17 protein-coding genes are annotated in these 19,435 nt (G+C 71.5%); 6 read left to right on the forward strand and 11 right to left on the reverse strand.

Annotation, left to right across the window (positions count from 1 at the left end):
- Positions 1-6: 6 nt before the first annotated feature.
- Both ACRY_RS12715 and uvrA read right to left on the reverse strand, forming a co-directional pair.
- Positions 7-1,083, reverse strand: coding sequence for a class I SAM-dependent methyltransferase (locus ACRY_RS12715; RefSeq protein ID WP_012039772.1), 1,077 nt, complete (start codon positions 1,081-1,083; stop codon positions 7-9).
- Entirely contained in the window at positions 1,083-3,956 is a 2,874-nt protein-coding gene (gene uvrA / locus ACRY_RS12720; RefSeq protein WP_007422974.1) for an excinuclease ABC subunit UvrA, read from the reverse strand. Before uvrA ends, ACRY_RS12715 begins: the two co-directional genes overlap by 1 nt.
- A 128-nt stretch (positions 3,957-4,084) precedes the next feature.
- On the opposite strand from uvrA, the gene ACRY_RS12725 reads away from it, so the two are divergent.
- A complete protein-coding gene (locus tag ACRY_RS12725) occupies positions 4,085-4,318 on the forward strand; it encodes a hydantoinase/oxoprolinase family protein (RefSeq protein WP_043509175.1) in 234 nt (77 codons plus the stop codon).
- A gap of 3 nt (positions 4,319-4,321) precedes the next feature.
- Here the strand turns inward: ACRY_RS12725 and holA are convergent, their stop codons facing one another.
- The 6 genes from holA to ACRY_RS12755 form a co-directional block, all read right to left on the reverse strand.
- Positions 4,322-5,326 (reverse strand): DNA polymerase III subunit delta, encoded by a 1,005-nt coding sequence (gene holA, locus ACRY_RS12730; protein ID WP_012039775.1) that lies wholly within the window; start codon positions 5,324-5,326, stop codon positions 4,322-4,324.
- Positions 5,327-5,330: 4 nt separating this feature from the next.
- Complete coding sequence (gene lptE, locus ACRY_RS12735; RefSeq protein WP_012039776.1) at positions 5,331-5,849, reverse strand: LPS assembly lipoprotein LptE; 519 nt, start codon at positions 5,847-5,849, stop codon at positions 5,331-5,333.
- Positions 5,833-8,427: a leucine--tRNA ligase gene (gene leuS, locus ACRY_RS12740; RefSeq protein ID WP_012039777.1), complete on the reverse strand. Its 2,595-nt coding sequence runs from the start codon at positions 8,425-8,427 to the stop codon at positions 5,833-5,835. Before leuS ends, lptE begins: the two co-directional genes overlap by 17 nt.
- A 4-nt stretch (positions 8,428-8,431) precedes the next feature.
- Positions 8,432-8,980 carry a DUF3576 domain-containing protein gene (locus ACRY_RS12745; protein WP_007424347.1) on the reverse strand — a complete coding sequence of 183 codons (549 nt, stop codon included), beginning with the start codon at positions 8,978-8,980 and terminating at the stop codon, positions 8,432-8,434.
- A 231-nt stretch (positions 8,981-9,211) separates the two neighbouring features.
- Positions 9,212-10,516 carry a porin gene (locus ACRY_RS12750; RefSeq protein WP_012039778.1) on the reverse strand — a complete coding sequence of 435 codons (1,305 nt, stop codon included), beginning with the start codon at positions 10,514-10,516 and terminating at the stop codon, positions 9,212-9,214.
- A 170-nt stretch (positions 10,517-10,686) separates the two neighbouring features.
- Complete coding sequence (locus tag ACRY_RS12755; RefSeq protein ID WP_043509345.1) at positions 10,687-11,289, reverse strand: thiamine phosphate synthase; 603 nt, start codon at positions 11,287-11,289, stop codon at positions 10,687-10,689.
- Between ACRY_RS12755 and ACRY_RS12760 the strand changes: the two genes are divergently transcribed.
- On the forward strand, positions 11,288-11,977 hold the full coding sequence (locus ACRY_RS12760; RefSeq protein ID WP_012039780.1) for a YggS family pyridoxal phosphate-dependent enzyme: 690 nt from the start codon (positions 11,288-11,290) through the stop codon (positions 11,975-11,977). The two genes, ACRY_RS12755 and ACRY_RS12760, sit on opposite strands and share 2 nt — an antisense overlap.
- Here ACRY_RS12760 and ACRY_RS12765 read toward each other — a convergent pair.
- Positions 11,971-12,951, reverse strand: a complete 981-nt coding sequence (locus ACRY_RS12765) for an NAD(P)-dependent oxidoreductase (RefSeq protein WP_007424144.1) — start codon at positions 12,949-12,951, stop codon at positions 11,971-11,973. The two genes, ACRY_RS12760 and ACRY_RS12765, sit on opposite strands and share 7 nt — an antisense overlap.
- A 2-nt stretch (positions 12,952-12,953) precedes the next feature.
- The gene (locus ACRY_RS12770; protein WP_012039781.1) at positions 12,954-14,231 is read right to left on the reverse strand and encodes a DUF445 domain-containing protein; all 1,278 of its coding nucleotides are present in this window, start codon (positions 14,229-14,231) and stop codon (positions 12,954-12,956) included.
- Between the two features lie 88 nt (positions 14,232-14,319).
- Between ACRY_RS12770 and ACRY_RS12775 the strand changes: the two genes are divergently transcribed.
- From ACRY_RS12775 to ACRY_RS12790, 4 genes are read left to right on the forward strand one after another with little or no spacing between them, the layout of a single operon-like run.
- Positions 14,320-15,657 carry a nicotinate phosphoribosyltransferase gene (locus ACRY_RS12775; protein WP_012039782.1) on the forward strand — a complete coding sequence of 446 codons (1,338 nt, stop codon included), beginning with the start codon at positions 14,320-14,322 and terminating at the stop codon, positions 15,655-15,657.
- Positions 15,658-15,659: 2 nt separating this feature from the next.
- Positions 15,660-17,003, forward strand: coding sequence for a phosphotransferase (locus ACRY_RS12780; protein ID WP_012039783.1), 1,344 nt, complete (start codon positions 15,660-15,662; stop codon positions 17,001-17,003).
- Entirely contained in the window at positions 17,000-17,959 is a 960-nt protein-coding gene (locus ACRY_RS12785; protein WP_012039784.1) for a ribose-phosphate diphosphokinase, read from the forward strand. Before ACRY_RS12780 ends, ACRY_RS12785 begins: the two co-directional genes overlap by 4 nt.
- A complete protein-coding gene (locus tag ACRY_RS12790) occupies positions 17,949-18,785 on the forward strand; it encodes an RMD1 family protein (protein ID WP_012039785.1) in 837 nt (278 codons plus the stop codon). Before ACRY_RS12785 ends, ACRY_RS12790 begins: the two co-directional genes overlap by 11 nt.
- Here ACRY_RS12790 and ACRY_RS12795 read toward each other — a convergent pair.
- Positions 18,761-19,426 (reverse strand): phosphoribosyltransferase, encoded by a 666-nt coding sequence (locus ACRY_RS12795; protein ID WP_012039786.1) that lies wholly within the window; start codon positions 19,424-19,426, stop codon positions 18,761-18,763. The genes ACRY_RS12790 and ACRY_RS12795 overlap by 25 nt on opposite strands.
- Between the last annotated feature and the right edge of the window lie 9 nt (positions 19,427-19,435).

Here is a 19,435-nt window from a genome sequence, read left to right on the forward strand (position 1 = left end):
CGAGGCTCAGCCGCGCTTCGGATAGGCGCGGCTGCGTTCGGCGAGATCGCCGCTCATCCCGGCATCCGGCGCGTCGTCGGCGATTTCGGCCACCTTCCGCGCCAGCACCCAGGTGCCGACATAGCCGGCGTGACGGGTGATCTCCATGTCCGCCGCCGCGCGGCCGGGGAACAGCCGCACCAGGCTGACCGGGCTGCGCATGCCGGCATCGACGATCTCGAAGCCGCGCGCCGGGCCGAACAGGATCCGCATCGCCTCGTCCGAATAGCGCCAGAAATCGTTCGGCGTCTCGTGCAGGGGAAAGGTGTGGTGGGTGATGTGGAAGGTCAGGCCGCCCGGGGTAAGGGCGCGGTTGATCTCGGCGGCGACGCGCCAGGGCTCGGCGATGTGTTCCATCACCGCGACCGAAAAGATGCCCTCGAAGGCGGCCCGGCCGGTCGCCGCCGACAGGGAGTGCGCGTCGGCCACGAGGTCCACGCCCGGCGCGGGATGAATGTCGCAGCCGACATAATGGCAGTCCGGTTCGAAATCGCGGGCCCGCGCATAGGCACCGGGGCTGACGAGGCGGGCGCCGATTTCCAGCACCCGGCCGCGCCGTTGCCGGAGTTCGTCGATGAAGGGCCGGATCACCAGCGGCGAGGGCGGCGGCGGCGACAGCGGCGGCGCTTCGAGCGGGATCGAGACGTCGCCTGCATCGGTCGCGATCTCGAGGCTGGCGGGCTGGAAAGGCGGAGCCTCGAGGTAGAGGCTGAAGCCGCTGTCTCCGATCTCGGGATAATGCGACTGCACGTCCGGGCGCGGCGCCGGCGGCACCGGATCGGTGCGGCGGTCGCCGACGCGCAGCGCGACCGCGCGCACCTTCACTGCATGGGCATGGATCCAGCCGCAGACAAACACGCCGCAGCGGTCGCACCAGAAATGCTCGATCGCGTGGACGATCGGGAATGGCGGCGCCGGCGGCCGCCGCAGGGCGGCGAGCTCGGCTTCGAGGGCGGCGACCCGGTTGTGCAGCGCGCCCTCCCGCGCGGCGATGCGGGCGAGCGGCGGGAAGCGGAGCAGCGCCCGCTTCCAGGCCGGCAGCATCACGCCACCTTGCGACGCCGCCCGGCGCTCCGCGCCGCCGGCTTCGGCAACAGGGGCGCGAGGAAGCTCGCGGTATGAGACCGCTCGTTCGTCACGACCTCTTCCGGCGTGCCGGCAGCGACGATCTCGCCGCCGCCATCCCCGCCCTCGGGGCCGAGATCGATGATCCAGTCGGCGGTCTTGATCACTTCCAGATTGTGCTCGATCACGATCACGGTATTGCCGGCATCCACCAGCGCATGGAGAACCTCCAGCAATTTCCTGACATCCTCGAAATGCAGGCCGGTTGTCGGCTCGTCGAGGATGTAGAGCGTGCGGCCGGTGGCGCGGCGGGCGAGTTCCTTGGCGAGCTTGATCCGCTGCGCCTCGCCGCCGGAAAGGGTCGTGGCCGCCTGGCCGAGCTTGATATAGCCGAGCCCGACCTTGCCGAGCAGTTCGAGCCGGTCGCGGATGCGGGGTTGGGCGGAGAAATAGCCCATCGCCTCGTCGACATTCATGTCCAGCACATCGGCGATGGATTTCTCCCGGAAGCGGATTTCCAGCGTTTCGCGGTTGTAACGTTTTCCCTTGCAGGTGTCGCAGGTGACGAAGACGTCGGGCAGGAAGTGCATCTCGATCTTCAGCACCCCGTCGCCCTGGCAGGCCTCGCAGCGCCCGCCCTTGACGTTGAAGGAGAAGCGGCCGGACTTGTAGCCGCGCGCGCGGCTTTCCGGCAGTTCGGCGAACCAGTCGCGGATCGGGGCGAACAGGTCGGTATAGGTCGCGGGGTTGGAGCGCGGGGTGCGGCCGATCGGCGACTGGTCGATCTCGATGATCTTGTCGAGCAGGTCGAGCCCGTCGAGCCGCTCGAACGGCGCGGGCACCTGCCCCGAGCCCATCAGCCGGCGGGAGACCGCCTTGTAGAGCGTGTCGATCACCAGGGTGGACTTGCCGCCGCCGGAGACGCCGGTGATGGCGGTGAACACGCCGAGGGGGAATTCGCCGGTGACGGTCTTGAGATTGTTGCCGCGGGCGCCGACGAGTTTCAGCATCCGCGCGGGATCGACCGGCCTTCGCCGTTCCGGAACCGCAATGGAACGTCGCCCGGAGAGATAGTCGCCGGTGAGCGAGCGCGGATTGGCGGCGATGTCCGCGACGGTGCCCTCGGCGACCAGCTCGCCGCCATGCACGCCGGCGCGCGGGCCGATATCGATCACGTGGTCGGCGCTGCGGATCGCATCCTCGTCATGCTCGACGACCAGCACCGTGTTGCCGAGATCGCGCAGCCGGCGCAGCGTGCCCAATAACCGTTCGTTATCACGTTGATGCAGGCCGATCGAGGGTTCGTCGAGAACGTAGAGCACGCCCGTCAGGCCGGAGCCGATCTGGCTGGCGAGGCGGATGCGCTGGCTTTCCCCGCCCGACAGCGTGGCCGAGCTGCGGGCGAGCGAGAGATAGTCGAGCCCGACATCGACGAGGAATTGCAGCCGCTCGTTGATCTCGCGGAGGATGCGGCGGGCGATGTCCTGGCGCTGCGGGGTCAGCGTGTCGAGCACGGTGGCGAACCAGTCGCGCGCCTCGCGGATCGAAAGATCCGAGGCCTCGGCGATGTTTTTCCCGGCAACCCGGACGGCCAGCGCCTCGTCGCGCAGGCGCGCGCCCTGGCAGCGCCGGCAGGGCTGCTCGGCCTGGTAGCGCGCCAGTTCCTCGCGCACCCACACGCTGTCGGTCTCGCGCATCCGGCGTTCGAGATTGCGCACCACCCCCTCGAACGGGCGGGTGACGGTATAGGCGCGCACGCCGTCCTTGTAGGAAAAGTCGATCTCCGTCTTGCCGGCGCCGAACAGGATCGCCTCGCGAACCGTCTCGGGCAGGTCTTCCCAGGGCGTGGTCAGCTTCACCCGGAAATGCTTCGCGAGGCAGGCCAGCGTCTGGTCGTAATAGGGCGACTGCGCGTTGGCCCAGGGGGCGATGGCCTGGTCGGCGAGCGAGCGGCGCTCGTCGGGCACGATCAGCGCGGGGTCGAACACGGTCTCGGTGCCGAGCCCGGCGCATTCGGGGCAGGCGCCGTGCGGCGAGTTGAAGCTGAACAGGCGCGGCTCGATCTCCTCGATCGTGAAGCCGGAGACCGGGCAGGCGAAGCGGGCGGAAAACACCGTGCGCTCCCCTGTGTCGGCATTCTCGGCATAGGCGATGCCATCCGAGAGGGCGAGCGCGGTTTCGAAGGAATCGGCAAGCCGCTGTTCCGCGCCCTCGCGCACGACGATGCGGTCCACCACCGCCTCGATCTCGTGCTTGATCTTCTTGTTGAGCGCCGGCACCTCGGCAATCTCGTAGAGCTTGCCGTCCACCTTCACGCGGGTGAAGCCGCGGCGCTGCAATTCGGCGAGTTCCTTGCGGTATTCGCCCTTGCGGTCGCGCACCACCGGGGCGAGCAGCAGCAGCCGGGTGCCGGGCGCCATCGCCATCACCCGGTCGACCATCTGGCTCACCGTCTGCGCCTCGATCGGCAGGCCGGTCGCCGGCGAATAGGGCACTCCGGCGCGGGCCCAGAGCAGGCGCATGTAGTCGTGGATTTCGGTGACGGTGCCAACCGTGGAGCGCGGGTTGCGCGAGGTCGTCTTCTGCTCGATCGAGATCGCCGGCGAGAGGCCCTCGATACTGTCCACATCCGGCTTGCCCATCAGTTCGAGGAACTGCCGCGCATAGGCGGACAGGCTCTCGACATAGCGGCGCTGCCCCTCGGCATAGATCGTGTCGAAGGCGAGCGAGGACTTGCCGGAGCCGGACAGCCCGGTGATCACGGTGAGCTGGTCGCGCGGGATGCGGACGTCGATGTTCTTCAGATTGTGCTCACGCGCGCCGCGCACGGTGATGTAGCCCGACCCTGCCATAGCCATGTTCCCGAAATGTCCCCGCGACGATATGGCCCCGTCCGCGCATGCTGGAAAGGGGGTGGAGGCAGATGCGCGCCCGGCGGACGCATGATGGACAGGCGCGCGCAACGTCAAGAGGCGGGTTCATGGGCGGGCCGTGGCAGTTCTGGATCGATCGCGGTGGCACCTTCACCGGCATCGTCGGCTACGACATGGGCGGAACCTCGACCGATGTCGCGCTCTGCGACGGCGCCTATGCCCGTTCCTCCGAGACCGAGATCGCCGGCGTGGGGCTGCGGTGCCGATGCTCGCGACCAGGCCGAACTCGCGGCCGGCGACGCGATCGTATCGAAACGCCGGGCGGCGGCTACGGCGCCTGAACCTCAGGCGCGGGCGGCGCGCTGCGCGAGCCCCAGCAGCATCTGCCGCACGATCGCCTCGGGCACCGCCCCGGTGCGCTTGCAGTCCGCCTCGGCGCGCAGGCCCCGTTCGATCGCCGCCATGATCGCCGGCTCCCGCCAGCGCGCCACCGCCTTCATCACGACCGGCTGGCGCTTGAAGAACACCGGCGGCCGGCGCGCCGCAACGGCATCGCGCGGGCTCGCGCCGCCGGCGACCGCGTCGGCCATCAGCCGCAACCCGGCGAGTTCGCCGAGCAGCACGCGGATCACCGCGACCGGCGCGGCGCCTTCCTCCAGCGCCAGCCCGATCGCGTGGTCCGCCGCCTTCACGTCGCCGGCCAGGGCAGCATCGATCGCATCCTGCATCGAGGCCGAGCCCTGATCATCGAGCACCGCCTCGACCGCCTCGATATCCACCGCGCCGTTCGGCCCGGCATAGAGGGCGAGCCGTTCCGCCGCGTCGCGCAGCGCCCCCGTCTCGCCGCCGAGCCGGCTCGCGGCGAGGGCGAGCGCCTCGCGGCCGATGCCCACGCCGGCCGCCCGCAGCGCCGCCTCGAGCGCCGGGCCGCGGGCCGCGCCATCCGGCAGGTAGCAGGCGATGGCCGCCGCCTCCGCGTGCTTTTCCGCCAGGGCGCGGAGTTTCGACCGCCCCGGCAGATCACCGCCGATGGCGACGATGAGGGCATCGCCCTTCCCCTCCAGCGCGGCCTCGACGGGTGCCACCTGCCGGTCGCCGGCATCGCGCAGCAGCACCACCCGGCGGCCGCCGCCGAAGGCCTGCGCCCCGGCTTCCTCGGGCAGGCGCTCGGCGGTGTCGGCATCGAGTTCGGTGAGCCGGAACGGATCGTCGAGCGATCCCGCGACCAGCTTCGCCAGCCGGCGCGCCCGTTCGGCAACCAGCGAGGTGTCGGGTCCGTAGACAAGAACGAACCGCGCGCGGCCCGGATCGGCGAGGAATGTCTCGACGTGGCGGGCGTCGATCTTCACCGGCTTACCCCCGGTCGGGGTGATTGCGGAAATAGACCGCGAGCTGCTGCGTGATCTGCCGGGCGAGCCGCTTCGCGAAGCGATGGCGCAGCACGCCCTGATCCAGGGTGCCCGCGAAGTTCTGGTTGTCGATGTTGTCGATCGCATCCATCGCCTGCGTCGAGCCGCGGGCGATGATCCGGCTCCGGTCGCCCTCGGGCGTCAGCGTCCATTGCGCGGTGGCGATGTAGCGGTTTCGGGTGTTCGAGCTGTCCGGCTGCACGCCCACGATCTGCACGTTCCAGCCATAGTCGACCGCGAGATGGTAGCGATAGAAGGACGGCGCGCCGGCGCGCTGCAACTCGGCTTCGAGCGCCTGGCGCAGCAACTGCCCCTGCCGGTCCGGCAGCAGGCCGACATCGATCTCGTCGAGCTGCGAGACGACGGCGGTTCCCGCCTGGCCGCCGCCATAAAGCGGGCGGAACCCGCACCCCGCGAGCGCGAGCAGGCCCGCGAGGGGCAGGATCTTAAGGACGGACGACAAAGTTCACGATCCGGTCGGGAACGTGGATGCGCTTGACGATCGTCGCCCCTTCCAGAAGTTGCGCGATGCGCGGCTCGGCCATCGCCGCCGCGATGGCGGTTTCGGCGTCCGCCCCCGGCGGCAGCTCGATCGTGCCGCGCAGCTTGCCCATGATCTGCACCGCAAGCGTCACCGAATCGCGCTTGAGCAGCTCCGGCTCGGCGACCGGCCAGGGCTGGTTGACGACCAGCCCGGCCTCCGGCGAGACCTGCGCGTTCGCCTCTTCCGCGACATGCGGGATGATCGGCGCGGCGAGGCGGATCAGCGCCGACATCGCCTCCCGCCGCGCCGCCGGCAGCCCCGGCGCATCCCGTCCCTCGGTCTCGGCGATGGCGTTCGCCAGCTCGTAGAGCCGGGCGATGGCGACGTTGAAGGCGAAACCGTCGATCGCCTCGGTCACCGCGGCGATGGTGCGATGCGTCGCCTGCCGCAGCTTGCGGGCCTCGCCCTCGGCGCGTTCCAGCGCCACGTCGTCGGCCCGGTCGGCGGCGACGCTGCGGGCGAGACGATACAGCCGCTGGACATAGCGGAACGCGCCCTGCGCCCCCGCCTCGGTCCATTCCACGTCGCGCTCGGGCGGATTGTCCGACAGCACGAACCACCGCGCGGTGTCGGCGCCGAAGCGGGCGATGACGGCCGAGGGATCGACCGTGTTGCGCTTCGATTTCGACATCTTCTCGATCGGCCCGACGATCACCTTGCGGCCATCCAGCGTCGTCGCGTGATCGGCGTGGCGGATCACCTCCTCGGGGTAGAGCCACTTGCCGTCCTCGGTGCGGTAGCTCTCATGCGTGAGCATGCCCTGGGTGAACAGGCCGGCGAAGGGCTCGGCGACGCCGACCTGGCCGAGCCGGTGCATCGCCCGGGTGAAGAAGCGGGCGTACAGCAGGTGCAGGATCGCGTGCTCGATGCCGCCGATATAGTGATCGACCGGCATCCAGTGCGAGGTCGCCGCCGGGTCCGCCGGCACGGGCGCGTGCGGGGCGCAGAACCGGGCGAAATACCACGAGGAATCGACGAAGGTGTCGAACGTGTCGGTCTCGCGCTGGGCGGCCGCGCCGCATTGCGGACAGGCCACGTGCTTCCAGCTCGGGTGATGGTCGAGCGCGTTGCCCGGCCGGTCGAACGGCAGGTCGTCCGGCAGCCGCACCGGCAGGTCCTTTTCCGGCACGGGAACGGTGCCGCAGACCTCGCAATGGATCATCGGGATCGGGCAGCCCCAGGCGCGCTGGCGCGACACGCCCCAGTCGCGCAGGCGCCAGTTGACCACGCCCTTGCCGGCGCCGCGCGATTCGAGCTCGGCGATGGCGCGGGACTTCGCCGCCGCGACGTCGAGCCCGTCGAGGAAGCCGGAATTGACGATCACGCCATCGCCGGTGAAGGCGACATCCCCCACCGCGAGGCCCGGATCGTCCTTGGGTGCTACGACGACGGTAACGTCCAGCCCGTATTTGCGGGCGAAATCGAGGTCGCGCTGGTCATGCGCCGGGCAGCCGAAAATCGCGCCCGTGCCGTAGTCCATCAGCACGAAATTGGCGATCCAGACCGGGTGGGTCCGCGACGGATCGAAGGGGTGGACGACGCGCAGCCCGGTATCGAACCCGCGCTTCTCGGCCGCCTCGATCGCGGCTTCGGAGGTGCCGGCGCTCTGGCACTCGGCGATGAAGGCGGCGGCCTCGGGATTGGCCGCGGCAACGGCGGTGGCGAGCGGATGATCCGGCGCCAGGGCGACGAAGCTCATCCCGAACAGCGTGTCCGGCCGCGTGGAATAGACCGGCACGCTCTCGATGCCGCCGCACGGCGCCGCCAGCCGGATCGTGAATTCCGCGCCCTCGGAGCGGCCGATCCAGTTGCGCTGCATGGTCCGCACCCGCTCGGGCCAGTTCTCCAGCGTGTCGAGCCCGGCGAGCAGGTCCGCGGCGAAATCGGTGATGCGAAAGAACCACTGGCGCAGCTTGCGCTTTTCCACCGGCGCGCCGGATTTCCAGCCCCGCCCGTCGATCACCTGCTCGTTGGCGAGCACGGTCATGTCGACCGGGTCCCAGTTCACCGCCGACTCGCGCCGATAGGCCAGGCCGGCGCGCCAGAGGTCGAGGAAGAGTTTCTGCTGGTGCCCGTAATATTCCGGGTCGCAGGTGGCGAATTCGCGCGACCAGTCGACCGAGAGGCCGACGCGCTTCAGGTCGGCCTTCATCGCCGCGATGTTGTCGCGCGTCCATTTGGCGGGATCGACATTGCGCTCCCGCGCCGCGTTCTCGGCCGGCAGGCCGAACGCGTCCCAGCCCATCGGGTGCAGCACGTCATAGCCCTGGGCGCGGCGGGCGCGGGCGATCACGTCGCCGATCGCGTAGTTCCGCACATGGCCCATATGGATCTTCCCCGACGGGTAGGGGAACATCTCCAGCACGTAGCATTTCCGCCGGCCGCCCTGCGGCGCGTCGGCGGTGGCGAAGCAGTTCCGCGCCTCCCACGCCGCCTGCCAGCGCGCCTCGGCGGCGGTGAAATCATAGGCGGAGGCGTCGTGCGTGGTCTGGTCCATGGTCTCAGCCGTTCAGCTGCCCCGCCGCCTTCAGCTGGGCGGCGCGGGCGAGGATGCGATCCTCGAGGCCGTTGGCAACCGCGGGATCGACCGGCTGGTCGACCCAGGCGCCGCCCTGGCGATCCTGCTCGAAGACCGAAACCTTCAGGTTGTTGGCGGTCAGCGTGGTGCCGAGCACATAGGCGGACACCTTGAAGCGCCGGTCCGGCTTGGCCGGCGGCGAATACCAGTCGGTCACGATCACGCCGGCGAAGGGATCCGCCGAGGCCAGCGGCATGAAGCTGAGCGTGACGAGCGAGGCGCGCCAGAGATAGGCATTGACCGCCACACCGGTCTGCTCCGCGTGGCTCTTGCCGCCGAACGTGAACAGCGTGCCGAGCCCGCCATTGCCGCTGGAGGCCATCGCCTGCGGGGTTCGATAGGTTTCCATGTTCGGCAGGTTGGGCTGCTTCGCGTTGCTGCACGCCACGAGCGCGAGCGCGGAGCCCAGCGCCGCGGCTTTCAGAGCAGGCCGGAGGAAGTTGTTCGGGCAGGTCATGTCTGGAAAGCGCACATTCGTCTCCGCAGTTCGGACCGGAGGATCCGGCCGGCAACGATGGTCTTTAACCTTGCCGCGCGGCCGCGCCAAGGCCCGCGCGGCCCTCAAGGCCGCCAAACAACGGCATCAAGGCCGCCAGGCGACGCGGCCACGAAGGCCGCCAGGCGACAACCGCCACGCGGCACCGGCAAATGAAAAGGGCGGCGGATCGCTCCGCCGCCCCACCTGAACACCTTTCGGGTCAGATTACCACTTCAGAGCGGCACCGAGGCTGAACGCCTGGGACTGCACGTTGTCGTAGCCGGTCGCGACAGTCGCGCTGTTCGAGATGAAGTTATAGCCAGCCTGGTGACGGTGACCATAGAGATAGGTCGCATACAGGCCGAGGTTCTTGCTGAGGGCGTAGTTCGCGCCGACGGCGATGCCGTAGTTGGTCGCGGTGCGGCCATAGCTCGAACCGAGCGTGTAGGCACCGGCGGACTGCTGGTTGAAGTAGTAGGCGCCGACCGTGTAGGGGCCGAAATCGTAGATGCCGGTCACTTCATAGAAGAGCAGGTCGCGCTGGCCCGGCAGCAGGAAGGTGTAGCCATCGTTCACCTGACCGGTCTTGACGTTCGCGCCCAGCGTGAACCCGGCATACTTCACCTGGCCCGAGAACTCGGCGATGCCCATCGACTTGTAGCCGTTGAAGGTATAGCCGGTCGCGGTCACGCCGCCCGAGCTGACGCCGATCGGCGCCGCATGCAGGTAGTCGACGGCCAGCGTCACGCCCGTGCCGCTGAACTCGCTCGAATACTCGAGACCGCCCGTGACGGTGTTCTTGCGGCGCGCATTGCCGGCACCGCCAGCGGCGCTGGACAGCGTCGCGCAGTCGGTGGTCAGGCTGCAGCTCTCGCCTTCCTTGAAGCCGTTCGAGTTCGGCTCGAAGTCGAAGCCGGCCTTGAAGCCAGCGACGTCAGGCGAGATGTACACGATCTTGTTGGTCGTGTAGAGCGAGCCGGACGAGGTGAAGAGGCCCGACGGATGATCCTGGTTCGGCACCGAGGAGCCGACGCCGCCGTCAGCATTCCACAGGTTGCCGTCGCCGAAATTGTAGTATTCGCCGGTCGACAGCAGCCACCAGATGCCGTCGGTCTGGCCGAAACGGACGAAGCCGGTCTGCGGCGTGCCGATATAGGCGTAGGCGCGGCGGATCGCGAGGCCGGTCACACCGCTCGTGCCGGCGGTCGATTCGTGGATGCCGACGCCAGCGGAGCTATAGGTGGTGCGGAGCTCGGCCGCGACACCGTATTCGATGCCGTTCTCGGTGGTGGCGTCGAAGCCCGGATACAGGCGGAGGAAGCCGGCCATGCCGATCGGGTTCAGCTTGTTGCCGCCCTGGACGTTGTCGCCCGTCGCGCCGATCATGTTGATCTGGTCGTTCAACAGGCCGTTCAGGTGGACGACGATCTGACCCGGAGCGGGGGCCTTGGCAGCCTGGGCGTGAGCGGCACCGGACGCGGCGACCATCAAGCCGAGCGATGCGGCAGACGCCAGAAGATACTTGCGCATTCAAACCTCCATGTTGCCGGTCAGACCGGCGTGAATTCTTTGCCGTCTGCGCCGCTTCAAGGCCCGAAAGCCGTCGCGGCGAGGCGTCAGACAGGCGGATAAAAGGCATTTCAGTCTCAGGAAGCAACATCCGAAAGCGCCGGTGAAGGCTATTTGGCTGCGCTGTGGTATCAACGCCACACTGTATGACACTGATTTGACAAAGCCCCGATCGCCGCAACACCGCGGCAGGCCGGGCCAAGCGCCCGCATCCGCCGCCCCTCGATGCCGCCAAGGGCCACCACCTGAACCCCGCCGGCCAGCCGCGCCAGCGCCGCCCAGCGCACCGGCCCGAGGGCGGGCGCCCCAGGATGGCTCGCCGTCGGGAAGGCCGGCGAGAGAAACACCAGCCCGGCGCCGGCCCGGCGCGCGCGCACCAGCTCCTGCCGGCCATGCGCCGAGGCGGTCACCAGACCCGGCTTGCGGCCCGGCGCAACCCTGCCCCGCCGCAGGTGCAGCCCGGCGTGCAGACGGGCCGCCAGCCGGGCATCGCCGGCGACCACGAGGGCGATTCGCCGGCGCCGGCAGAGCTTCGCCACCGCCGCCGCGAGTGCCGCCCGGTCCGGCGCCGCATCGTCGCGCAGCACCACGCCGGAGAGTCCCGGCGGCAGGCGGGCGATCGCGCCGAGCGGGTCGGGCAATCGGGCCCGATCGGTGAACAGCCAGAGCGTGGGGTGGCGGCAGCGATGGCGCCGCTTGACCGCCCGCGCCGCCGCGATCAGTTGTTCATCCATGAGCGAATTCAGCCCCGAGACGATCAGGCCCGAGACGATCAGGCCCGCCCTCGATTCCATCCGCGCGCGCATCGCCACGGCCGCGCAGGGCCGCGCGGTCACGCTCATCGCGGTGTCGAAAACCAAGCCGGTCGCGGCGATCGAGGCGGCACTCGCCGCCGGGCAACTCGTGTTCGGCGAGAACCGGGTGCAGGAGGCGGCGGCGAAGTTCCCGCTCCTGCGCGCGGCGCATCCGGGCCTCGCGCTGCACCTGATCGGGCCGTTGCAGACCAACAAGGCGCGCGAGGCGGTGGCTTTGTTCGACTGCATCGATTCGCTCGACCGGCCGAAACTGGCGGATGCGCTGGCGGCGGCGGCCGAGCGCGCCGGGCGGATGCCGCGGCTGCTGGTGCAGGTGAATGTCGGCGACGAGCCGCAGAAGGCCGGGGTGAGCCTTGCGGAGGCGGATGGCTTCATCCGCGCGATGCGCGCCCGGTTCGGCGAGCGGTTGCGGGGGCTGATGGCGATTCCCCCGCTCGGCGAGGACCCCGCGCCGCATTTCCGCACCCTCGTCGCCATGGCCGACACGCACGGGCTGCCGGTGCGCTCGATCGGCATGTCCGACGATTTCGAGACCGCGATCGCCTGCGGGGCGACCGAGGTGCGCGTCGGCTCGGCGCTGTTCGGCGCCCGCCACGCGCCTCAGTAGCCTCTCGCGAAATCGACCAGCGTGGCCGGGACGCGCCCGGCGGCGAGCGCCCGCAGCGCGGCGAAGAAGCTGGCCAGCGTCGCCGCGTTGTAGCGCGCCGGATCGTCCGACGAGATATGCGGCGTCATGACCAGGTTCGGCGTGTCCCACACCGGATCGTCCGGCGGCACCGGCTCGGTCGTGAACACGTCGAGCACCGCGCCGGCGATGCTGCCCGCGCGCAGCGCGGCGCAGAGTGCCGGCTGATCGACCAGCGCGCCGCGGCCCATGTTGATCACCCCGGCATGCGGCGGCAGCAGCGCCAGCCGCCGCGCATCGAGCAGGTTGCGCGTCGCCGCGGTGAGCGGGCAGGTCAGCAGCAGGAAATCGGTGTGCGGCAGGATCAGGTCGAGATCGCCGACCGGCCGCGTCGCGTCGCAATCGGGGTGCGGCGCGGCGCCGTTGCGCACGCCGGTGACATGGATGCCGAACTGCCGCGCCCGCCGCGCCGCGCCGCCGCCGAGCCCGCCGACGCCGACGATCGTCGCCCGCATGCCGGCCACCGTGCCGGAGGACCGGCGCTGCCAGCGATGCGCCCGCTGGTCGGTCGCGAAGGCGGGCATGTGGGTGGCCAGCATCAGCATCGCCATGATCGCGAACTCGCCGGCGCGGTCGGCATGCACGCCGCGATTGTTCAGCAGCATCACCCCGTCGGGGATCATGTCGAACGGGGCGAGCGGGTCGACGCCGGCGGAGGTGGACTGGATCAGCCGCAGCTTCGGCGCGATCGAGAGGTCGAGCCGGCGGATCGCGGCGGGGGTGGCGATCAGCGCCTCGATCCCGGGTGCCGCGGCGGCGAACTCCGCCTCGCTCTCGCCCACGGTCAGCGTATGCCCCTCCCCGATCCCGCCGGCCAGCGCGGCGGCCTCGTGAAATTCGGCCGCCGTCAGCTTGAGATAGGGGCTGTCGGCGAATTCCTGGATGTGGATGTGCATGCTTACCCCGGCTGGTGAAATCCGAAATGCAGGACAAGGAAGATCAGCCCGCCGATCAGGAAGCCGACCAGCGTGCCGTTGACGCGGATATATTGCAGGTCCTTGCCGACGCGCAGCTCCAGCCGCTCGGTGATCGTCGCGGCGTCCCAGTTGCCGATCACGCGGCCGATGAACCCGGCGATCTCGGCCTGCGCCCCCGGCAGCAGGCGGGTGACGACCATGCCCGCGCCGGCGGAAATGCGCGCGCGCATGGTGGGATCCCCGGCGAGCAGCGCGCCGAAATTGGCGAGGGCGCCGGCGATCAGCTGCTGCGCGTGCCCGCCCGGCCGCGCCGCGTCCGCCGCGATCGCGGCGCGCAGCCGCGACCACAGCTCCGCCCCCCAGGCGCGCACGCTCTCATGCCCCACCACCCCGCGCAGCGCGGCGCCGAGTTCGGCGGCGCGTTCGGGGTCCTCGGTGAGGCGGACGATCTCGCGGCGCACCCATTCGTCGAAGGCCGCGCGCAGCTCGGAGCCATCGGGGTCGACGCGCTCCAGCTCGGTATTGAGCGCGGTGACGACGCGCGCGGCGATGTTCGCCCCCACCGCCCAGCCGACCAGCGCGCCGCCCTGCTCGCGCACGCGCTCGCGCACCGCCTGCTTCAGCTCGGCCTCGCGGCTTTGCAGCAGCAGGCGGAGCTGGCCGAGGATGAAGCTGAACACCTCCTGGTGCCGCCCGCTCTCGACCAGCGAGGCCAGCGCGCGGGCGACGAGGCGGCCCGCGGTCGGCCCGCCCGCCATGCGCGGCAGCAGGCGGCCGAGCACCCGCCGCGCCCGGCCATCCTCGACCGAATCGAGCAGGCGCGGCAGCGCCCCGGCGATGGCCTCCGCCAGCGGTGTGGACATCGCCGGATCGGCGAGGAACCGGCCGAGCAGGGCGGGAATGTCGAGCCCGGCGAGAAACCGCGTCACATCGGCGCCGGTGAACACGTGGTTGGCGACGAACCGGCCCAGGGCGGCGCCGAGCCGCTCCTTCTGCGCCGGCAGGATGGCGGTGTGCGGAATCGGCAGGCCGAGCGGGTGGCGGAACAGCGCGGTCACGGCGAACCAGTCGGCGATGCCGCCGATCAGCCCGGCCTTGGCGGCATCGCGCAGGAACAGGGCGGCGGGGTCGGGCGGCATGGCGTATCCCGCCGCCATCAGCGCCGCCATCAGCGCCAGCAGCCCGGTCGCGAAGGCACGATGCCGGAAGAGCGAGCGACGGAGCGCGGCTTCAGGGTCGTTTTCGGTCATCGCGTCCATGTGGCCCGATCCGCCGACCCGGGCAAGCCGCGGCGCCGGTTGACGAGAATCAACGACACGCACCGCCCGCGCCGCGCAGAATTCCGCCATGCCGGATGCCAGCGCATTGCTGACCGACCTCTACGAGCTGTCGATGCTCGAAGCCTACGCGGCGCGGGGCATGACCGGCAGCGCGGTGTTCGAACTGTTCTTCCGCCGCCTGCCGCCCGAGCGCGGCTTCCTGCTCGCCGCCGGGCTGGACCAGGCGGTGACGTTCCTCGAAGGCATGCGCTTCGCCGCCGACGACCTCGCCTGGCTGCGCGATACCGGCCGGTTCGCGCCGGGCTTCATCGACAGTCTCGCCGGGTTCCGCTTCACCGGCGACGTCGATGCGGTGCCCGAGGGCACGGCCGTCTTCGCCGACGAGCCGGTGCTGCGGGTCACCGCGCCGCTGCCCGAGGCGCAGTTCGTGGAAACCCGCCTCCTCAACATCGTTCATTTCCAGACCGTCATCGCCTCGAAGGCGGCGCGGATGGTGCTCGCGTCGGGCGGGCGCCAGCTCGTCGATTTCGGGCTGCGCCGCGCCCATGGCGGCGAGGCCGGGCTGTTCGCCGCCCGCGCCGCCTGGCTCGCCGGCTTCGACGCCACCGCCACCGTGCTCGCCGGCCGCCGGTTCGGCATTCCGCTCATGGGCACGATGGCCCATGCCTTCGTCGAGGCGCATGACGGCGAGACCGAGGCCTTCCTCGACTTCGCGCGCACCCGCCCCGCCGGGCTCTGCCTGCTGATCGACACCTACGACACCGAGCGCGGCGCCGCGCGGGTCGCGGCGCTGGCGCCCCGCCTCGCGGCGGAGGGCATCGCGATCGCGGCGGTCAGGCTCGACAGCGGCGATCTCGCCTATCACGCGCGAGCGGTGCGCGGCATTCTCGACGCGGCGGGATGCGGCGCGATCCGGATCTTCGCCAGCGGCGGGCTCGACGAGGCGCGGATCGCGCGCCTCGCCGGCGCGCCGATCGACGGGTTCGGCATCGGCACCGCGCTGACCACCGCGAGCGACGCCCCGGCGCTCGACTGCGCCTACAAGCTGCAGGCCTATGCCGGCCGGCCGCGGCGCAAGCGCAGCGAGGGCAAGGCCACCTGGCCCGGCGCCAAGCAGGTCTGGCGCCGCCTCGCCGCCGACGGAACCATCCTCGGCGATACCGTCGGGCTGCACGACGAACCGCCCACCGGCACGGCGCTGCTGCGCCCGGTGATGCGCGCCGGCCGGCGCATCGACCCGGCAACGGCGGATCTCGCCGCCGCCCGGCAGCGGGCCGCCGCCGCGCTCGCCAGCCTGCCCCCGGCGCTGCGCCGGCTCGAACCCGGCACGGTGCCGGTGACGATCAGCCCCGCCATCCGCGCCCTCGCCGCCGCGGCGGACCGCGCGGCGGCCGGTGAACCCTGAGCATGTCGCCGCACCCCGAGGATCAGCGGCGCGTCATCGCCTTCCTCTCCCGCCCGGAGAGCCACGGCCTCGCCACCGGCACGGTGGAGCGGATCGAGACCCATTGCTCGATCGTCTTTCTCGCCGGTCCGCACGCCTTCAAGCTCAAGCGGGCGATCCGCTATTCGGCGCTCGACTACACCACGCCCGCCGCCCGCCGCGCCGCCTGCGAGGCCGAGCTGGTGCTCAACCGCCGCACCGCGCCGACGCTCTATCTCACCGTCCGCGCCATCACCCGCGACGAAAAGGGCCACCTCGCCTTCGATGGTCCGGGTACCGCGGTCGATCATGTCGTCGTCATGCGGCGCTTCGACCAGTCCGACCTGTTCGACGCGATGGCCGCGCGCGACGCGCTCACGCCGGCGCTGATGCGCGAGCTCGGCGCCGCCATCGCCCGCTTTCATCTCGCCGCCGAATCCCGGCCCGACCACGGCGGCAGCGAGGCGATCGAACGCGTGATCGCCGCCAACGAGCGCGAACTCGCCCTGACCGCCCGCACGCTCGACGGTGCCGCGGTCGACACGCTGAGCCGCCACGCCCGCGCCACCCTGGCCGGGCTCGCGCCGCTGCTCGACTGGCGGCGATCGAGCGGCCGGGTGCGGCGCTGCCACGGCGATCTGCGGCTCGCCAATATCTGCCTGTTCGGCGGCCGTCCGACGATGTTCGACTGCATCGAGTTCAGCGACGAGATCGGCTGCATCGACCTGCTCTACGACCTTGCCTTCCTGCTGATGGACCTCGAGCTGCGCGGCCGGCGCGACCTCGCCAACGCGGTGTTCAACGCCCATGCGGATGTCGCGCCGGATGCGATGGGGCTGCGCGCCATGCCGCTTTTCCTCGCCCTGCGCGCCGCGACCCGCAGCTACGCGCTGGCCGGCGGCGCGCGGCGCCAGACCGATTCCGCGCGGGCGCTGCTGCTGGCGGCGCAGGCCAGGCGCCATGTCGCCGCCGGCCTCGATTTCCTCGCCCCGGCCCGGCCGCGCGTGATCGCCGTCGGCGGCGGCGGCGCGGACCGGAGCCACCGTGCCGCGGCATGCGCCGGCCGCGCCGCGCCCGCGCCCGGCGCGCGGATCGTGAGGCCGGATGCGGCGGGCGACGCCGCCTGGCACGAGGCGGCGGAAACCCTCGCCGCCGGCTGCTCGGTCGTGATCGATGCGGCGTTCGGCGACGAAGCCACCCGCGCCCGCGCCCTCGCCCTCGCCACCGCCCACGCCGCGCCGTTCGAGGGGCTGTGGAGCCTCGGCCCGGTGCCGCCGGATGCCGCCGCCTGGCGCCCGCCCGATGCCGCGAAAAGGACATCCCCATGACCCGCGCCCCGCTCTCGCTGTTCGGCCTGCATGGCAGCCGACCGCTCGCCGAACAGGTCGCCGCCCGGCTGGAAATCGCCCTCGCCGCGCACGAGGAGCGCGACTTCGAGGATGGCGAGCACAAGGCCCGCCCGTTGCAGGACGTGCGCGGCCACGACGCCTTCGTGCTGCACACCCTGCACGGCGGCGAGGGCGATTCGGCGAATGACCGGCTCTGCCGCCTGCTGTTCTTCTGCGGCGCGCTGCGCGATGCCGGCGCCGCGCGCGTCACCGCGGTGGCGCCCTATCTCTGCTACGCGCGGAAGGACCGGCGGACCAAGACCAACGATCCCGTCACCACCCGCTACGTCGCCGCGATGTTCGAGGCGGTCGGCATCGGCCAGGTGATCACGCTGGAGGTGCACAACCTCGCCGCGTTCGAGAACGCCTTCCGCTGCCCGAGCCTGCACGTCCCCGCCGCGCCGCTGTTCGCCGCGCATTTCGCGCCCCTGCTGCGCCGGGTTCCGGCGGTGGTGGTGTCGCCGGATACCGGCGGCGCCAAGCGCGCCGAACAGGTCCGCGAGGCGCTGGAATCCCTGCGCGGCGCCCCGGTGAGCGCCGCCTTCATGGAAAAGCACCGCTCCGGCGGGGTGGTGACCGGCACGCTCTTCGCCGGCGACGTGCGCGGCCGCGTGGCCATCATCGTCGACGACCTGATCAGCACCGGCGGCACGCTGCTGCGCGCGGCCCGCGCCTGCCGCGAGGCCGGCGCCGCCGAAATCCACGCCGCCGCGGCGCACGGCCTGTTCACCGGCGGCGCCGAAGACCTCTTCGCCGCCGGCCTGTTCGAGAGCATCGTGGTCAGCAGCACGGTGCCGCCGTTTCGCCTCGCCGGGGCGGCCAGGGCGCGGCTGACGGTCCTCGACGCCGCCGAGCCGCTCGCCCGGGCGATCGCCGCCTGCCACGATGCCGGCTGACCCTCCCCTCCCCGGCGCGGCGGACGCGATCGCGGCGCTGACGGCGCGGGGCGACATCGCGGTCCGGGCGCTGCTGCTCGGCGAGCGGCTGGACCTGCGGCGGCTCGACCGGGCGAAGCCATTGGCGACGGCGCCGCTCGCGCTCGCGCTTCCGGCGGCCGGCGGCGTCGCGGTCCTGTTCCGCTACGGCGCCGCGGTGCTGTTCGGCGCCGACGAGGGGGCAACGGCCCGCCTTCTCGCCGCGCTCGCGCCCTTCGTCGCCGAGCCCTTCGCCAGCCCCGAGACCGAGACGGCCCGCCTGCGGATCGGCCCCGGGCCGCCGCCGGCCGGCGACGAGGGCGCCATCGCGCTGCCGCACTGCGCGATCGAGCATCTGCAACTGATCGCCGACGTGCTGGCGAAGAGCCTGGTGCTGGCGCGTTACGAAACGGTGATGGCCGGGATGTTCGACCGGATCGAGCCGCTCGCCGCGGAGCTGCGGGCGCGGGGCCGGGTGAACGCGCGCGGGCGGGTATTGCTGCGGCAGATCGGCGTCGTCCTCGGCATCCAGCACCGCATGGTCGGCCGCGCCGAGACGGCGGAAAAGCCCGAACTGCTCTGGGACCATCCCGAACTCGAACGCCTGCACCTGCATCTCGCCGAGGAATACGAGCTCCGCGAGCGCGACCGCGCGCTCGACCGCAAGCTCGATCTCGCCGGCCGGACGGTGGAGACCCTGCTCGGCCTCGTCCAGGCGCGCAGCAGCCTGCGGGTCGAGTGGTACATCGTCGCGCTGATCCTCGCCGAACTCGGCCTCGCCCTCTACGCGCTGCCGCCGCTGCGCTGAGGCCGCGCCGCGGCGCGGGCGAGGATGGCGGTCACCTCGCCGTCCTCGAGCTGGGGAAAATCGAGATAGAACGCGCCGACCGCGCCGAGCGAGGCCGGCGTCTCCACGCAGGCGATCTCGTCCGCCAGCGGGCGCAGCGCCGCCAGCGAGTCGGGCGCCGCGACCGGCACGGCGAGCACGAGCCGCGCCGGCCGCAGCGCCCGCGTGGCGCGCAGCGCGACGCGCATCGTCGCCCCGGTCGCGATCCCGTCATCGACGACGATCGCCGCGGCGCCGGCCACCGGCACCCGCGTCCGGCCCGCGCCATACACCGCGCGCCGGCGCGCGATCTCCTCGATCTGGCGCGCGGTTTCGGCCTCGACATAGCGCGCCGGCACCGCCAGCGCGCGGATCAGCCCGTCGTCGAGATACACCAGCGGCGGATCGCCCTCGGCGACGGCGCCGATGGCGAGTTCCTTCTGGTCCGGCGCGCCGATCTTGCGGACGATGACGATGTCGAGCGGCGCCTCCAGGTCCGCCGCCACCTCGAACCCGACGGGCAGGCCCCCGCGCGGCAGGGCGAGCACGACGGGATGGCGGTGCCGCAGGTGGCGGAGCCGGGCCGCGAGGCGGCGCCCGGCATCGGCGCGGTCGCGGAACATGGGGCGGGG

The organism is Acidiphilium cryptum JF-5 (assembly GCF_000016725.1).
In the GTDB taxonomy this organism is placed as follows: domain Bacteria; phylum Pseudomonadota; class Alphaproteobacteria; order Acetobacterales; family Acetobacteraceae; genus Acidiphilium; species Acidiphilium multivorum.

Bases quoted from the DNA above. Each gene is read 5' to 3' on its own strand.
- ACRY_RS12715 (WP_012039772.1), bottom strand. From the start codon at position 1,083: ATGCTGCCGGCCTGGAAGCGGGCGCTGCTCCGCTTCCCGCCGCTCGCC.
- uvrA (WP_007422974.1), bottom strand. From the start codon at position 3,956: ATGGCAGGGTCGGGCTACATCACCGTGCGCGGCGCGCGTGAGCACAAT.
- ACRY_RS12725 (WP_043509175.1), top strand. From the start codon at position 4,085: ATGGGCGGGCCGTGGCAGTTCTGGATCGATCGCGGTGGCACCTTCACC.
- leuS (WP_012039777.1), bottom strand. From the start codon at position 8,427: ATGGACCAGACCACGCACGACGCCTCCGCCTATGATTTCACCGCCGCC.
- ACRY_RS12750 (WP_012039778.1), bottom strand. From the start codon at position 10,516: ATGCGCAAGTATCTTCTGGCGTCTGCCGCATCGCTCGGCTTGATGGTC.
- ACRY_RS12760 (WP_012039780.1), top strand. From the start codon at position 11,288: ATGAGCGAATTCAGCCCCGAGACGATCAGGCCCGAGACGATCAGGCCC.
- ACRY_RS12755 (WP_043509345.1), bottom strand. From the start codon at position 11,289: ATGGATGAACAACTGATCGCGGCGGCGCGGGCGGTCAAGCGGCGCCAT.
- ACRY_RS12765 (WP_007424144.1), bottom strand. From the start codon at position 12,951: ATGCACATCCACATCCAGGAATTCGCCGACAGCCCCTATCTCAAGCTG.
- ACRY_RS12770 (WP_012039781.1), bottom strand. From the start codon at position 14,231: ATGGACGCGATGACCGAAAACGACCCTGAAGCCGCGCTCCGTCGCTCG.
- ACRY_RS12775 (WP_012039782.1), top strand. From the start codon at position 14,320: ATGCCGGATGCCAGCGCATTGCTGACCGACCTCTACGAGCTGTCGATG.
- ACRY_RS12780 (WP_012039783.1), top strand. From the start codon at position 15,660: ATGTCGCCGCACCCCGAGGATCAGCGGCGCGTCATCGCCTTCCTCTCC.
- ACRY_RS12785 (WP_012039784.1), top strand. From the start codon at position 17,000: ATGACCCGCGCCCCGCTCTCGCTGTTCGGCCTGCATGGCAGCCGACCG.
- ACRY_RS12790 (WP_012039785.1), top strand. From the start codon at position 17,949: ATGCCGGCTGACCCTCCCCTCCCCGGCGCGGCGGACGCGATCGCGGCG.
- ACRY_RS12795 (WP_012039786.1), bottom strand. From the start codon at position 19,426: ATGTTCCGCGACCGCGCCGATGCCGGGCGCCGCCTCGCGGCCCGGCTC.